Source organism: Microcystis sp. M049S2, assembly GCF_020245625.1.
Lineage (GTDB): Bacteria > Cyanobacteriota > Cyanobacteriia > Cyanobacteriales > Microcystaceae > Microcystis > Microcystis ichthyoblabe_A.
Genome location: NZ_JADBUN010000155.1, coordinates 1 through 14707 on the forward strand (window position 1 = coordinate 1; position 14707 = coordinate 14707).

A 14707-nucleotide genomic window follows, 5' to 3' on the forward strand; every position below is an offset into this window, starting at 1 on the left:
TGCTACTCCTGTCCCGTCGATGGTTTCAATGCCACTATTGACCCCAAAACTCTTGAGACCGATATCAACATTACCAGTACCTTTGGCGACGATGGTATCTGTGCCATTTGTCCCTGTATCCGTAATGGTGTCATAGCCTTGGAAACTCGACCAGCCTCCAGCTAGATTACCGGAGACATAATAGTTATCTGATCCTTCGCCTCCATCCAATTGGTCATTGTCTGCGCCGCCATAGAGTAAGTCATTACCAACCCCACCCGATAAAGTGTCACACCCCCAATCTCCATCGATTAGGTCATCGCCACCGCCACCACTGAGAACATCATTTCCTCCGTAACCCATCAGGTGTTCAGCAAGATTCGTACCTGTAATCGTGTCGCTAGAGTTATCACCGTAAATAATGGTTTTCTGAAGATAGAAATAGTTGAGCCAACTGGCAACATCGTTAAGGCGAGCATTGGCATCACCATCTTCGTTGACGAGACGATTTTCTTCGATGTTAAAGCCAATATGATAGAGTCCATCGGCTACGGTATTGACTAAATTTTTACCGAAGTATTGGGTTGTCGCTCCGTCATTTTGTACCAGGTGGTAGCCTGTTTCCTCATTTCCCTCATCGTCACCGTGGAGGAGGATAAATTCGTCATAGTGATTAGTGCGAACCCATTGATTGAGGGTGCGAATATCATCGCTGGTAATCCAGCCATCAGCAGCGATACCTGTAGCAGTAATACCATCTACTAATAGATGGTTAAGTCCATCGGCGGCGGCGGCTCCAGCGTTAATATCCCCCGCATTTGTCCACTTGGCTAAGCCAGTATCAATTTTGATGGTATCGACAATTTTATCTAATCCGGTGCCAGTGGTGGACTGGTCAACGTAAAAATATGTTACCCAATCTGCTACGTCCTTGACTGTGGCATTAGCTGCACCATCTTCGTTGAGAAATCGCCCATTTTGGATCTGAAAGCCAATATGATAGATTCCGTCGGCAACAGTATTAACTAGGTTTTTCGCAAAATATGTGGTCTGAGCGCCGTCATTTTGAACTAAATGGAAGCCAGTTTCCTCTGTCCCTTCATCATCCCCATGCAGAACAACAAAAGTATTATAACGGGTGGCATCAGAGCGAATCCAATTGTTAATTTGTGCAATATCGCTTTCGGAAATTGAACCATCGGCGGCGAGATTGTAGGTGGTAATCGCGGTTTTTAATAAATCATTCAGTCCATTGGCCGCATCAGCACCGCCAGCAATTTCTTGCCAAGGTATATTTTGCGCTAAACCCTGATCGGCAATAATTAATTCCGTAATCCGATCAAGTCCAGTATTAGTTGTTGCCCGATCTGTATAAAATTGGGTTAGCCAATCCGCCACCTGAGCAACTGTGGCATTGGCGTTACCATCTTCATTGACAAAGCTGCCATTTTCAATTAGGAAACCAATGTGATAAATGCCATCAAAAACCGTATCAACTAAATTCTGATTGCGATACTGTTGAGTCGCTCCGTCATTTTGGACTAAATGAAACCCTGTTTCTGTTGTACCGTCATCATCGCCGTGGAGAGCAGTAAATTCTGCCAAACGGTTAGCGCGAATCCAAGCATTAATCGCGGTTACGTCACTGACAGTAAAAATGTCGTTACTAGCAACTCCAGTGGCTTGTTTGGCTTCTAAGATTAACTGATTTAATTCATTAGCTGCCGTCATTCCAACCGTAATATTTGTGCCGAGATTAGCACCAGCAAGTCCTGGATCTCTGCCAATTCTTTCAACCGTTTGATCTAGTCCCGTTCCGGTTGTTCCAGTTGGGGAATTTTGCACCATCGAATAAGATTTGCTTGCCATAATTTTTAACTATAAAAAATAAGGTAGTTAGTGAAATAGCAACAATTGTTAGACAAGTAACGACAAAACCGCACTAAGGCAGGTTTATCCTAAATCCAGTTAGCAAAACCCAGTTATCATCAGGGACCACTGAAGTGGTCACTAGGAACAAGAAGGCTTGTCCACTGCACTGGATCAGGGGGATTTGGTGTTACCCTGACAATTGCGGATCGATATCCTCACCCATACCCGAAGTCGATCCCAACAATTGGACAGTCTCAGATAGTCAATTAGTTCTAACCGATTGTCTTGCCTCTGCTCAGACTATCGAACGAGGCTTTCCGACCTTGATAGTCCTGAGTCGGCGTTTGATAATCTAACCTTTGATGGAATCTTAGATTATCGTAGCACTTTATACAGATATTTGATCCCCGCTGCTTTTTCTCTCTTAGCGTTGCTCAAATAAAAATACCTGATCTTGCGCGTAACTGAATTTAAACCTAGGCGATCGCTGCAAGCGTCCGATCAGATGGCTGACAACCGACTCGGCGCTATCTACTTTCGTCAACTGGAGGTTGGGACGGTGGGTCAGGTGGGGAGCAATTTGGGAAGTCGTCAGGACAATTTCCAGACTATCAAAGACAACTAATATAAAACAACTTTACATTTCTTTTATCACTTTTGGAAAATGCTATCCTTGTAGATGATACAAAAGAGCTAAAAATCTCCATTGATGCCAATTGGATAATTTAAGCGCATCTTATGATAGTCTAAATCTTTTCTTAAAGATGGTAGTAGGAAAGAGCGGCTACCGTGAGAGAGTAGTATCCATCGTCTCGGTCTTGAGTGGGATGTACTGCCATTCTCATCGGATGGTGGTTTCTGCCATGTCTGACCTGTTTGGGGTGAAGATGTCTTTATGCTTAAAAGACCGCAGGGAACGCACGTTGTCAGACGAGGATATATGACACTATCATAAGATAGTAGTAGCCTGAGCCGAAACCATGAGAACAATTAGTTTTAAAACCCATGTGGGAGAAGATGGAACATTACAAATATCTTTACCGCCTGAACTTAAAAACACAGATTTAGAAGTTACCTTAGTTGATCAGCCAATATCTCTAAAAGAAAAAGAAGAAAAAACTACATTTAGCCAATGGCAAGAAGGCTTTTTTGAAGAAGTAATTGGCGGTTGGGAAGGTGAATTATTAGTAAGAGAAAAACAGCCAGATTATGAGGAAAGAGCGATCGAGAATGATTAAGGACAAAAATCAGCAAACCTATAGAGACCCTAGTATTGTCGGTTATTATGCCCAATTAACCGCGCTACAGCCAGCAGAAAAGACAATTTTAACCCTGCTGCAAGAGCGTTTATCAACCATGAAAATGCTTGATTTAGGGGTAGGTGCGGGACGGACTACGAAGTATTTTGCCCCTCTTGTGGGAGAATATATCGGTGTTGATTATTCTGGGGAAATGATCGCCGCTTGTCGTCAAAAATTCCCCCATTTAGTCTGGCAAGTGGCCGATGCTAGAAATCTAGAACAATTTGCCGATAATTATTTTGATTTTATTCTCTTTAGTTTTAATGGCATTGATTATATTTCCCATGCTGACCGTTTTCTAGTTTTAGAGGAAATTAGCCGCATCGGTAAAACTGGCGGTTATTTTTGTTTTTCTAGTCATAATCTTCAGGGAATTATCCCAGAATTCGATTGGAAAAAAAAGATTAGTTTGAATCCTTTTAGTAGCTATGTCAATTTAGTCATCTGGGCGATTTTGCGTGCCTGTAATCCCTCTCTTAGCTACGAACAGTTATTGACTGCTGACTATGCAATTATTCGGGATGAACCCCATAATTTTCGTCTGCAAAATTATTACGCCACCCCGAAAGAACAATTAAGACAGTTAAGGTCTTACTTTCAAGAGATTAAAATTTATTCTTGGAAAACCGGTCAGGAAATTAACAGCGAACAAGAGTTAAATACTAATCTTGATCATTGGCTTTATTATCTCTGTGTTCTTCCCTAATATTATCCCGCTTTTTTGGCGGATATTGAAGTAATGCTTGGGCAAGATAATGACCGGTGTAGGATTTTTCACATTTAGCCACGGTTTCCGGTGTTCCCACCGCGATTAATTCTCCTCCCTTGTCCCCTCCTTCCGGTCCCAAATCAATAATCCAATCGCTACAGCGAATCACGTCGAGATTGTGTTCGATGACGATAATCGAATTACCTTTATCGACCAATCTTTGTAACACATCTAAGAGATGATGCACATCATAAAAAGATAACCCCGTAGTCGGTTCATCAATCAAATATAGGGTTTTTCCGGTGGCCCGTCGGGATAATTCGGCCGCTAATTTCACCCTTTGCGCTTCTCCACCGGATAAAGTGGGCGCACTTTGACCGAGTTTACAGTATCCTAAACCCACATCCACGAGAGTTTGTAATCTGGTGGTGGCCCGGGGGACATTTTCAAAGACCTTTAATGCTTCCTCGATCGTCATATCTAAGACATCGGCGATCGAATAACCTTTATACTTAACCTGTAGGGTTTCCCGATTATAACGCGCCCCTTTACACACATCACACTGCACATAGACATCGGGGAGAAAATTCATCTCGATGACGTTTACCCCTTGGCCTAGGCAAGCTTCACAGCGTCCTCCCTTAACATTAAAAGAAAACTGCCCCGCTTTGTAACCCCTAGCTTTTGCTTCGATGGTTTCGGTGAAAATCTCGCGAATAATGTCAAAAACCCCCGTATAGGTGGCAGGATTTGACCGAGGAGTGCGTCCTATTGGTGATTGGTCAATGACAATTACCTTATCAACCGCGTCCAATCCTTCCACTTTATCTAACTCTTTGGGGAAGGGAGTTAAACGGGTTAAATGATGTTGTAAAGCTGGATATAATAACTCATTAATTAGGGTGGATTTGCCTGAACCAGATACTCCTGTAATCGAGACTAATTTTCCTAAAGGAATCGTTACATCAATATTTCTTAGGTTATTCTGATGGCAATTTTTTAAAACTAAAGCGTTACCATTTCCCGCTCTTCTTTGGGGGGGAGTTTCAATAACTTTGCGTCCCGATAGGTAGGCTCCTGTTATCGATTTTTTCGACTTTAAAAGGGTTTTAAAACTGCCTTGACAGATGATTTCTCCGCCATGAATGCCCGCTTTTGGACCGATATCGACCAAATAATCGGCTGCCCGAATCGTTTCTTCATCGTGTTCGACGACGATTAAAGTATTACCTAAATCTCGCAATCTTTGCAGGGTTTCTAACAGTTTACTATTATCTCTTTGGTGTAATCCGATGCTAGGTTCATCGAGAACGTATAATACTCCTGTTAATCCCGAACCGATTTGAGTGGCTAATCGAATTCGTTGGGATTCTCCCCCAGATAAAGTCATCGCTGGTCGATCGAGGGTAAGATAATCTAATCCCACATCGATTAAAAATTGTAGTCTCGCTTTGATTTCTTTCAGGGCCAATTCCCCAATTAATGCTTGTCTTGGGGTTAAATGACAATCATTAATTCTCTGCAAACAATCCCGAATGGTAACTCCGGTAAAATCCGTGACCGTATATTCTCCTAAACGTACCGATAAAGCTTCCGGTTTTAATCTTTTTCCGTGACAAACTTCGCAGGTTTGGTTAACAATATATTTCTCTAGTCTTTGTTTAATAACTTCCGAGGTGGTTTCTTGATAATTCCTATCTAAGATATTGATAACCCCAGCAAATTCTCGATAGTAACCGCGACCAGTATCATAACGGTAATCATCTTCAAAATAGATCGGTTCTTTACTCCCATAGAGAATGATATCTTGCTGGGTTTTTGTTAGTTTCTGCCAAGGAGTTTGGATTTCAAAACCTAAAGCTTGCCCTAAACCGTAGAGGAGAGAAAGATAGTAGGAATTATCCTTATCTGACCAAGGGGCAATAGCCGAATAAACCGGTTGTTTTGGGTCTGGAATGACTAAATCTGCCGAAAATTTCCGTAAACTGCCCAATCCGTGACAGTTGGGACAAGCACCATAGGGAGAATTAAAAGAGAATAAACGGGGGGATAATTCCTCCATAACTGCCCCGTGTTCGGGACAGGCAAATTTCTCGGAAAAGACAATTTCTTTGGTAACTTCGGGATTATCTTCGTTATTCTCATCGAGAATTTCCACAATCGCTACACCGTCGGAATGCTTTAAACAAGTGGTTAAAGAATCCACTAATCTTTCCTGTAAACCCTCTTTTTTGATCAGGCGATCGATAACAATTTCGATATCATGAAGATGTTTTTTATCTAACTCGATGCCCTCGGATAATTCTACTACCTTGCCGTCAATCCGCACCCGGGCAAAGCCTTGGGATGCCAAACTAGAGATTAATTGCTTATGAGTGCCTTTTTTGCCGCGAATTACTGGAGCTAAGATTTGAAATCGGGTTTTATCGGCTAATTCCATCACTCGATCGCACATTTGATCGATGGTTTGGGGGGCAATATTGCGATCGCAATGGGGACAATGGGGTTCACCGGCACGACCGAACAATAAACGCAAGTAATCGTAAATTTCCGTAACAGTTCCCACACTAGAACGGGGATTGTGGGAAGTGGATTTTTGGTCAATGGAAATAGCCGGACTTAAACCCTCGATCGCATCCACATCGGGTTTATCTAATTGTCCTAAAAATTGACGCGCGTAGGCGCTGAGGGACTCCACATAGCGGCGCTGTCCCTCGGCAAAAATGGTGTCGAAAGCGAGGGAAGATTTGCCCGATCCCGAAACTCCGGTAAAAACAATCAACTGATTGCGGGGTAATTCGAGATCAACATTTTTGAGATTGTGTTGTCGTGCGCCACGGATACGGATTGAGTCAGTTTGAGCCATCGGACGGTGCCAAGTAGTCCTTAACAATAATAGCTTTGACGAATGGATTTCAGCCAATAGAAAACCAGTCTTCTATCATATCAAAAGATTCTCGGGGTTAAACCGCCCGTTCGAGAAACTCGCGCATATCTCGATCGGCCGCAGGACAAAAGCTATGACTCGCTTCTTCTTCTAAATGGGCTAAAACTGGGCAATTAATTCGATAATCTGGTTCTTTTGACCGTTCTAGCTGCAATTCGTACACTTGTTTTTCCAGTTGTTCGATGCGGTCCACCAAAGCGCGAATAGCCACCGCTTCCGAGTCGGGTAAATCACCGTGTTCGAGGGGTTCGACCCGCGTCCCGGCGCGATAGATTAAACGACCGGGTACACCAACAACGGTACAATCGGCGGGAATATCGCGCAGCACCACAGAACCAGCGCCGACGCGAACGTTATTACCCAGATAAATATTACCTAAAACCTTGGCCCCAGCGCCGACGACCACATTTTCCCCTAGAGTCGGGTGACGTTTACCGCTTTCTTTCCCCGTCCCTCCTAAAGTAACTCCCTGATAGATGAGGGCATAATCACCGACAATGGCGGTTTCTCCGATGACAACTCCCATACCATGGTCGATAAAAACACCCTGACCAATTTGGGCGCCGGGGTGAATTTCGATACCAGTCAGAAAACGGGCAAGATGGGAAATTAAACGGGGAATAAAGGGAATCCCGATGTGATATAGCCAATGGGCGAAGCGATGGCACAGTAAAGCCTGTAATCCGGGATAACAAAATAGTACCTCTAACCAGTTGCGGGCAGCGGGGTCACGTTCAAAAATGATCTTGAAATCGGCTAGGAGAATAGATAACACGAGTCTTGATTCCATATTGATCGAGCTTATACTAATCCATGTTATCACCCTGGTAAATGAGCCGTTCAACTAAAAAGCGATCGAGTAACCCGTTTTCCTAGTTCGCTTTTACTGTTCTCGGCCAAATTTTGAAGATATCCTTAATTTCCCTCTTGTTTAATCTTCCTTTAACTTGGGGCTGAAAAAATGCGATTGTTTAGCCTTTTTTTGCAGGGTTTCAGCTAAAAATATGATTCATGCTATCTATCGTCACCATTGGAAATTTCTATTAACCTTGCTGTCAATTGCTGGCAGTATCAATATTGTTACTGAATCGGCCTCAGCTTTAAATATCACCCGATTGAGCAGTCTTGGCAATAGTACAAATGCTGCTAATAACTTCGGGGCAGAAATTCCCGCTTATGACCCCTCTAGTCGCAAATTATTCGTGACCGGTCCCAATAATCGTCTAGATATTGCCGATATCAGCAATCCCGCTAGTCCAATTCCCTTACCCTCGATCGATCTTAGTCCCTACGGTGCAGGGGTTAATAGCGTTGCCATCCAAAATGGTATCGTGGCCCTGGCCATGGAAGCTAATCCCATTACCAATAACGGCAGTGTAGTATTTTTCGATACTAATGGTGTCTTTCAGAGTCAGGTTACTGTGGGCGCTTTACCAGATATGTTAACCTTTACTCCTGATGGTAATCGGGTTTTGGTCGCTAACGAAGGGGAAGCGAGAGGAGCGATCGATCCCGATGGTTCCGTTAGTATTATTAATCTTAGTGCTGGTGTTCTCAATGCCACGGTCAACACTGCTACCTTTACCAGTTTTAATGGTCAAGAGAACACTTTAAGAAATCAGGGAGTCCGCATTTTCCCCGGTCAAACGGTTTCCCAAGATGTGGAACCGGAATACATCACCGTTTCCGACGATGGAACCACTGCATGGGTAGCTTTACAGGAAAATAATAGTATTGCCGTAGTCGATATTGTTAACGCTCAAGTCACCAGTATTTTACCCCTAGGAACCAAAAATTTTAACGCTTCTGGTAATGGTTTCGATCCTAGCGATCAAGATGGAGGGGTAAATATTAATAATTGGCAGGTTTTTGGCTTATATCAACCGGATACGATTGCCACCGTTACCATCGCCGGACAAACCTATTTAATTACTGCCAATGAAGGGGATACTAGAAATGAGGCTCGACGAGTTTCTACTCTAACTTTAGACCCCAATGTTTTCCCTAATGCAGCCCAATTGCAATTAGCCCAAAATCTCGGACGTTTAGATGTTTCTAGCATTGACGGACTTAACGCCCAAGGTCAATATAGCCAACTTTTTGCCTATGGTGGTCGTTCTTTTTCGATTTGGAATGTCACTAATGGACTGTCCCCAGTCTTCGATAGTGGCGATGATTTTGAACAAATTTTAGCGGCTTTTTCGGCAACTCCCCTAACTGCTAGTATTTTTAATTCCGATGGTACTCCTAACAGCTTCAATAGTCGTAGCGATAACCGCGGGCCAGAACCAGAAGGGTTAGCATTGGGAAGCGTGAGGAATCGTCTCTATACTTTTGTGGGAATAGAAAGGGCTGGCGGTTTCATGGTTTATGATATTACCAACCCTAGTAATCCTTTGTTCACCAATTATATCAACGATTGGCAATTAGGGGATATCTCTCCCGAAGGATTATTATTTATTCCCGCTGCCGATAGTCCTAATGGTACTCCCCTGTTAATTGTTGCCAATGAAGTGAGTCGTAATGTGGCGATTTATTCCGTCAAACCTGTCCCAGAACCTAGCGCAGTTTTAGGATTAGTAACCCTCGGACTAGCTGGCTATAGTTTGAAAAAAAGAGGGAATTGCTAATCACATCCCGTAAAATGGTAGCGCCTCCGACCAATGGGGGCGTTTTCCCGTTTGCCAATCCAAATGGGCTAAATCGAGGATATCGGTGGCATTTATGCCTAAATAGCTGGGTGTGACTAATCTTTGATAGGAAATAGTTAAGTTTTCTAAAGTCTGCTGCCATTGTTCCGGAGTCATCAGGCTATCAGCTAAATAAACCCGATTACCCCGATAGATGCCCACATACAATTGTCCCCTAGTTGCGGGCATTTCTAGGGCTAGATAGCTATCGAGGGGGTAACAATCCCGTTGTGACCAAGCCAAGGCCGCTAAACTGGAGACGGTAAAAATCGGTAGCTGTAATTGTTGTGCTAGGGTTCTACTGGTGACTATACCGATGCGGGTACTGGTAAAGCTCCCCGGCCCCTTAGCAGTGGCTAGAAAGGCTAAATCAGCCCATTTTTGCGGGGCTAGGAACTGTTTTAGATAGGGGTGGAATAGGTTCGATAAGTCCCTGTCTAAGTCCCAAGTTTGTTGACGACTATCATCGCTGAAATTAGAGAGGGCCAGTCCTAGTTGGGGACTGCTGGTATGCAAGGCTAATCCATAGACAGGGGAAGACAAGTCAATCTTTCTGTATTAGTAAGTTTTTATGGGTCGCCTGGGATTCGAACCCAAGACCAATCGGTTAAAAGCCGAGTGCTCTACCGCTGAGCTAGCGACCCGTTTCGTGTTCTGCACACGATTTATCAATATAACATCTTATCGGGGCTAAGTCAAGGGGTAATTTAAATTTGATTGACTCGCATTTCCACGATCGCCTCGCGGCTACTCTGGGGGTCTAGGTAGGTCAAATGTTCGCCTGTGTTAAGGGCGTTGCGGGGAGCGCTCCAAGGTTCGAGACAGATATAATTTTTATCTTTCAGGGTCCAAAAAACTAGAGTTGTATAAAGATCGTCGTAACCGAGGACAATTTGACGCTGATGATAGGAATCACTAAAACTACTTTGATGGCGAGTAATTTGCGGAAAAGCGGCATCAATTTCTTCGAGATTAAAGTCAAAGTTGCCGGAGTAGGAATGGAAGGTTTTCGTGCGTTGATCGAGGTATTGGGAGGAGGGAATATCAAAGGATAATCGGGTTTTATCGGTGACTTGAAAATAGGGATGGAACCCGATAGAAAAGGGCATTCTTTCGGGAGAAAGATTAATCACTTTTTGGTGAATTTTGAGGCTGTTTCCTTGCAGTTGATAGGTAAAGATTAATTGAAAATCAAAGGGATAGACTTGACGAGTGGCCGGATTACTGTTTAATTCTAGGGTTAAACTAGCGGCAGTTTCGGTGCTTTGTTTGCTGAATTGCCAGGGTAAATCACGAGCAAATCCGTGTTGTTTCAGGGTATAGTTTCGGCCTTGGTATTGATAGGTATTATCGGGTAAGTTGCCACAGATAGGGAATAAAATCGGAACTCCTCCGCGCACACTGAGGTTAGGATCTTTGAATCTTTCTGTGTCCAGATAGAAAATATCTTCTCCGCAAATTTGCCAACGGGTGATGATTCCTCCCCTAGCGGGAACCACTTCCAGATAAGCGTCGGCCTCTTCATCCTTGAGACAATAGGTAAGATATTGATTTTGGTTTTGAGTGATCGTAAAGGTCATATCAGTTATCAGTTATCAGTTATCAGTGAATATCTTCGGTTTTCGGTCGCTTGAAAGCTGAGATAGCCTAGCTTGAGATGAAAATTTGGGTAAGAAAATAGGCAATAGCGGCGCTACCAATCGGTACAGTGAGATTATCTATACCTAGTTTCGAGAAAGTTTCTAGAATAGTAGCTCCGATCGCTGTCAATAAAGATACTAAAATAATTGGCGGATTAATGCCATTAACAAAAGATAAAATAATCAAGCTGACTAGAAAGCTGACTCCTAACATAGTCAGGGAACCTTCCAGACTTTTGCCACTGCCGAAAATTTTGTAGGGATGTTGACCGAAATTTTGTCCGACTAGGGCTGCTAATCCGTCTCCCAAAGCCATAATTAAAATACCCATTGCCGCATATTCGGGGTGAGAAATTGTCCAAAAATAAGCCACGAGAACACCGATACTAACAGCATAAAAAAAAGTTCCCCAACTGCGGCGACCAACACTATTAAGACTGGGCAAAATGGGGAAAAAATAGGATAGGATAGCGATAGTTGCCGCTAGGATCGCGGCGCTTATTCCCACCCAAGCGGGGATATTTAACCACCAGGCCAAAAGGATGACGTTTCCCGTGCCAATGTGGACAACTTTGCGGGTAATTTCGCCATTGGCACTGAAAAGACTTTTTAATTTTTCAGCGATCAGAATCAGAACAACTAGGTAACAGGCGACTAAACCGATCGAAAATAGGAGAGAGTGGGATAGTTCCACGTGACAAAAGCGAAAATTGACTATCTATTAGTTTAGGCGATCGAGGTGACATTGATGAAAGGAATTTTTATTGGTTTAATTAAGGGATATAAACGGTTTATTTCGCCGCTATTTCCCCCTTCCTGTCGTTTTCAACCCACCTGTTCCCAGTATGCCATGGAAGCGATTGATCGCTTTGGTGTGCTGCGGGGTTCTTGGTTAGCAATTAAGCGTATTCTCCGTTGTCATCCCTTTCACCCTGGAGGCTACGATCCCGTGCCTCCCTGTGGCGACAAGCACGATTAAAAGCCACAACTTCTTATCTCAATGGTGAGATAAGAAGTTGTCGTTTTGGGGATTCAGGAGTCAGGCTTCGGCCGTGAGCTCAGCCGAACGGATTCAGGAGTCAATAGCAAACTAGGTTATACTTCATCTTTAGGGTAAAGTCTGTAAAACTATTGATATTTTTAGACCCGTTGATGATTGCCTATTTTCTTTGGGGAAAACGCTCGATATCGGCAATACCATAAAAGATAATCTGTTTATCTTTTAAACGTAGTCGATCGACTCTTAATTGAGTACCATCGAGAGCAAATTTATCTAAATCCATGAGGTTGTTAACATGACTGATTAAAGCTTCTCCTAAAGCTTTCGATCTTTCGTCGCCTTGATAAACCACATCAACAAATTGAATTTTTCGCCGTTCTTCCACAACCACAGCCGTGGTCATTTCTAGCAGAATCGGTTCTTCTTCTGCCAATTTAATTAGACTTTTGAGAGTTAAAGTTTTATCGTCATTGAGAATTAATTCTGTGTTCTGACAGTGAATTGATTTACCTTCGTACTCTAATCTTTGCAGTTTTTCGACAATAAAAGGTGTATTAAAAGAGGTGGTTAAGTCTTCTTCCGTTAAAACTACCCGCAAAGTGGCCCGCGTCGGTTGACGGAGTTTCACCTGTCCGGTAAAAATGGCACTAAAATCGATCGCCACCGCTTGCACATACAATTCCATGGCTTCGATGCGTAGGCCATTGTACATGAGCATCGACTGACCGATAAAGTCAAAACCGTCGATACTGCCTTGCAGTAATTTGGCCACGGGTTCGGCGCGGACAGTGGCTGTCAGCTTGCCTGTGCGTTTGAATAATGCAGCGATTGCAGCACTCACCACTTTACTGATGAGTTGATCGCCGCTCTGATTGGGAAAAGGTAAGCTACCAAACACGCCTGCTGTCATATCTCTCATAGGTGGGACTGCAACGATCTTAACATTATTTAAAGTTTCTTTACATATCGTTTTATTAATCAGGATGATAAGTAATCTGTATGATTCTGTAGAGGTTATAAATTTTTAGCGGTCTATCGCGTGCGAGGGGATAGGATGAAAAAACGCTACTATCCCAGTGATATAGCGTTTTTCACTTAAAAAATCGGGGTTAAAAACGTGGTTGCCATTTCAGATCAACAACAGTTAGCCGCTACCCACAACCACAGCGATCGAGTGGCGGTATTATTGATGGGATACGGGGAAGTGGAGAGTTATGAGGACTTCGCCAACTATAATGAACAGGCCTTAAATCTGCTGACGGCTAAGTTCGCTCCCGTACCGACTTGGGTTTATCCTCCCCTAGCGAAATTATTGGCCCTATTTGACCTACACGAATGGCAGCACCAGCATAATCACTTTATTTCCCCCCATAACCACATTTTCGAGCATCAAAGACAGGAAATCGAGCGCAATTTGCAGGCAAAATGGGGTAATCGGGTGGAGGTATTCAAAGCGTTTAACTTCTGCGCGCCTTTTTTACCGGCACAGGTGTTAACGGAAATCCGCGAACGGGGATTTGAGAAAATTTTGATCTATCCTCTCCTCGTTGTTGATTCTATCTTTACCAGTGGCATTGCGATCGAACAAGTTAACAAAGCTTTAGCTCAAGGACAAACGGGGGAACATTGGGTCAAAGGATTGCGCTATATTCCCTCGTTTTATAACCAACCCGCTTATATAGATCTAATGGCGCGGTTAGTGGAGGAAAAAATCGCGGCCGAGGTAGCTAGTAGCTGTCTTCCCTCGCAAATTGGCATTATTTTAATGAATCACGGTTGTCCCCACGAAGCTAAGGGATTTACGTCGGGAATCGATGAAAGTCAAGCTTTATACGAGTTGGTCCGGGAAAAATTAATCTATCGTTATCCCTTGATTTCTGTGGGTTGGTTAAATCACCAAACCCCTTTAATTAAATGGACGCAACCGAATGCAGAGTTAGCGGCGAAGAATTTAATCGAATTGGGGGCCAAAGCCTTAATTTTCATGCCGATTGGCTTTGCTACGGAAAATCACGAAACTTTACTGGATGTGGAGCATATTATCGAAGCTTTACGCCGCAAACACGACCAGGTTAATTATGTGCAGATGGCCTGTGTCAACGATAACCCCGAATTTTGCCAGATGGTCGCCGATTGGGCCGAGGAACATATCGAAGCTTTACTATCACAAGAGGCTTTATCTGTCAATACTTCTGTAACAATTCCTCACATTCATTCCGATCACCATCATCACCACGGACACCACCACCATCATTAAGCTTGGACAGTGGCAAAGAGGGGCAACGGCGAAAATTAGTCCTACCACTTGTCACTTTTGGAAGTATAATCTATAATTGTGCTTTCCTGGGTACGTAGCTCAATGGATAGAGCATCCGCCTTCTAAGCGGACGGTTGTAGGTTCGATCCCTACCGTACCCGTTATTGTTAAGTAGGGTCTGCTGAAAAAGTTTTTCCTGGGGGTAGGGTGTGGGGTGTGGGGTGTGGGGTGTAGGGTTTTACCGATTTTCAGGTGGTCAACTACCTAATTTTCAGGGAAAAAGTACCTCAATTTTCCCCCTGATCACTCCCA

At 43.6% G+C, this 14707-nt stretch carries 13 protein-coding genes and 2 tRNA genes; 7 read left to right on the forward strand and 8 right to left on the reverse strand.

Features of this window, described 5'->3' with window-relative positions; all coding sequences use genetic code 11:
• The coding region (locus IM496_RS13640; protein WP_502861843.1) for a calcium-binding protein at nt 1-1848 on the reverse strand (1848 nt) is incomplete at its 3' end.
• A 457-nt stretch (nt 1849-2305) separates the two neighbouring features.
• Between IM496_RS13640 and IM496_RS13645 the strand changes: the two genes are divergently transcribed.
• The 3 genes from IM496_RS13645 (at nt 2306) to IM496_RS13655 (ending at nt 3858) form a co-directional block, all read left to right on the forward strand.
• Nucleotides 2306-2476 carry a hypothetical protein gene (locus IM496_RS13645; protein WP_287662226.1) on the forward strand — a complete coding sequence of 57 codons (171 nt, stop codon included), beginning with the start codon at nt 2306-2308 and terminating at the stop codon, nt 2474-2476.
• A gap of 355 nt (nt 2477-2831) precedes the next feature.
• The gene (locus IM496_RS13650) at nt 2832-3089 is read left to right on the forward strand and encodes a hypothetical protein (protein ID WP_194015836.1); all 258 of its coding nucleotides are present in this window, start codon (nt 2832-2834) and stop codon (nt 3087-3089) included.
• The gene (locus IM496_RS13655; RefSeq protein WP_287662228.1) at nt 3082-3858 is read left to right on the forward strand and encodes a class I SAM-dependent methyltransferase; all 777 of its coding nucleotides are present in this window, start codon (nt 3082-3084) and stop codon (nt 3856-3858) included. The genes IM496_RS13650 and IM496_RS13655 overlap by 8 nt, the downstream gene beginning before the upstream one ends.
• On the opposite strand, the gene uvrA is transcribed toward IM496_RS13655, so the two are convergent.
• Both uvrA and cysE read right to left on the reverse strand, forming a co-directional pair.
• The gene (uvrA, locus tag IM496_RS13660) at nt 3815-6727 is read right to left on the reverse strand and encodes an excinuclease ABC subunit UvrA (RefSeq protein WP_287662229.1); all 2913 of its coding nucleotides are present in this window, start codon (nt 6725-6727) and stop codon (nt 3815-3817) included. The two genes, IM496_RS13655 and uvrA, sit on opposite strands and share 44 nt — an antisense overlap.
• 97 nt (nt 6728-6824) lie before the next feature.
• On the reverse strand, nt 6825-7598 hold the full coding sequence (gene cysE / locus IM496_RS13665) for a serine O-acetyltransferase (protein WP_110578885.1): 774 nt from the start codon (nt 7596-7598) through the stop codon (nt 6825-6827).
• 214 nt (nt 7599-7812) lie between these two features.
• Between cysE and IM496_RS13670 the strand changes: the two genes are divergently transcribed.
• Nucleotides 7813-9438 (forward strand): choice-of-anchor I family protein, encoded by a 1626-nt coding sequence (locus IM496_RS13670; protein WP_287662230.1) that lies wholly within the window; start codon nt 7813-7815, stop codon nt 9436-9438.
• Here IM496_RS13670 and tsaB read toward each other — a convergent pair whose 3' ends face one another.
• From tsaB to IM496_RS13690, 4 genes are all read right to left on the reverse strand, one after another.
• Nucleotides 9439-10041 carry a tRNA (adenosine(37)-N6)-threonylcarbamoyltransferase complex dimerization subunit type 1 TsaB gene (gene tsaB, locus IM496_RS13675; protein ID WP_194015828.1) on the reverse strand — a complete coding sequence of 201 codons (603 nt, stop codon included), beginning with the start codon at nt 10039-10041 and terminating at the stop codon, nt 9439-9441. It abuts the gene before it with no gap.
• 29 nt (nt 10042-10070) lie between these two features.
• Nucleotides 10071-10142: transfer RNA gene (locus IM496_RS13680), tRNA-Lys, on the reverse strand.
• A gap of 63 nt (nt 10143-10205) precedes the next feature.
• The gene (locus IM496_RS13685) at nt 10206-11078 is read right to left on the reverse strand and encodes an aldose epimerase family protein (protein WP_287662231.1); all 873 of its coding nucleotides are present in this window, start codon (nt 11076-11078) and stop codon (nt 10206-10208) included.
• A 67-nt stretch (nt 11079-11145) separates the two neighbouring features.
• The gene (locus IM496_RS13690; RefSeq protein WP_287662232.1) at nt 11146-11832 is read right to left on the reverse strand and encodes a diacylglycerol/polyprenol kinase family protein; all 687 of its coding nucleotides are present in this window, start codon (nt 11830-11832) and stop codon (nt 11146-11148) included.
• A gap of 54 nt (nt 11833-11886) precedes the next feature.
• On the opposite strand from IM496_RS13690, the gene yidD reads away from it, so the two are divergent.
• A complete protein-coding gene (yidD, locus tag IM496_RS13695) occupies nt 11887-12117 on the forward strand; it encodes a membrane protein insertion efficiency factor YidD (RefSeq protein ID WP_194015822.1) in 231 nt (76 codons plus the stop codon).
• A gap of 181 nt (nt 12118-12298) precedes the next feature.
• Here yidD and IM496_RS13700 read toward each other — a convergent pair whose 3' ends face one another.
• Nucleotides 12299-13057, reverse strand: a complete 759-nt coding sequence (locus IM496_RS13700) for an LmeA family phospholipid-binding protein (RefSeq protein ID WP_194015820.1) — start codon at nt 13055-13057, stop codon at nt 12299-12301.
• Between the two features lie 198 nt (nt 13058-13255).
• Between IM496_RS13700 and IM496_RS13705 the strand changes: the two genes are divergently transcribed.
• A complete protein-coding gene (locus IM496_RS13705) occupies nt 13256-14395 on the forward strand; it encodes a ferrochelatase (RefSeq protein ID WP_194015816.1) in 1140 nt (379 codons plus the stop codon).
• Between the two features lie 88 nt (nt 14396-14483).
• Nucleotides 14484-14556, forward strand: a tRNA-Arg gene (locus tag IM496_RS13710).
• Nucleotides 14557-14707 lie beyond the last annotated feature (151 nt).

Coding starts and splice junctions, on each gene's coding strand:
- IM496_RS13650 (WP_194015836.1), top strand. CDS start 2,832: ATGAGAACAATTAGTTTTAAAACCCATGTGGGAGAAGATGGAACATTA.
- IM496_RS13655 (WP_287662228.1), top strand. CDS start 3,082: ATGATTAAGGACAAAAATCAGCAAACCTATAGAGACCCTAGTATTGTC.
- uvrA (WP_287662229.1), bottom strand. CDS start 6,727: ATGGCTCAAACTGACTCAATCCGTATCCGTGGCGCACGACAACACAAT.
- cysE (WP_110578885.1), bottom strand. CDS start 7,598: ATGGAATCAAGACTCGTGTTATCTATTCTCCTAGCCGATTTCAAGATC.
- IM496_RS13670 (WP_287662230.1), top strand. CDS start 7,813: ATGATTCATGCTATCTATCGTCACCATTGGAAATTTCTATTAACCTTG.
- IM496_RS13685 (WP_287662231.1), bottom strand. CDS start 11,078: ATGACCTTTACGATCACTCAAAACCAAAATCAATATCTTACCTATTGT.
- yidD (WP_194015822.1), top strand. CDS start 11,887: ATGAAAGGAATTTTTATTGGTTTAATTAAGGGATATAAACGGTTTATT.
- IM496_RS13700 (WP_194015820.1), bottom strand. CDS start 13,057: ATGAGAGATATGACAGCAGGCGTGTTTGGTAGCTTACCTTTTCCCAAT.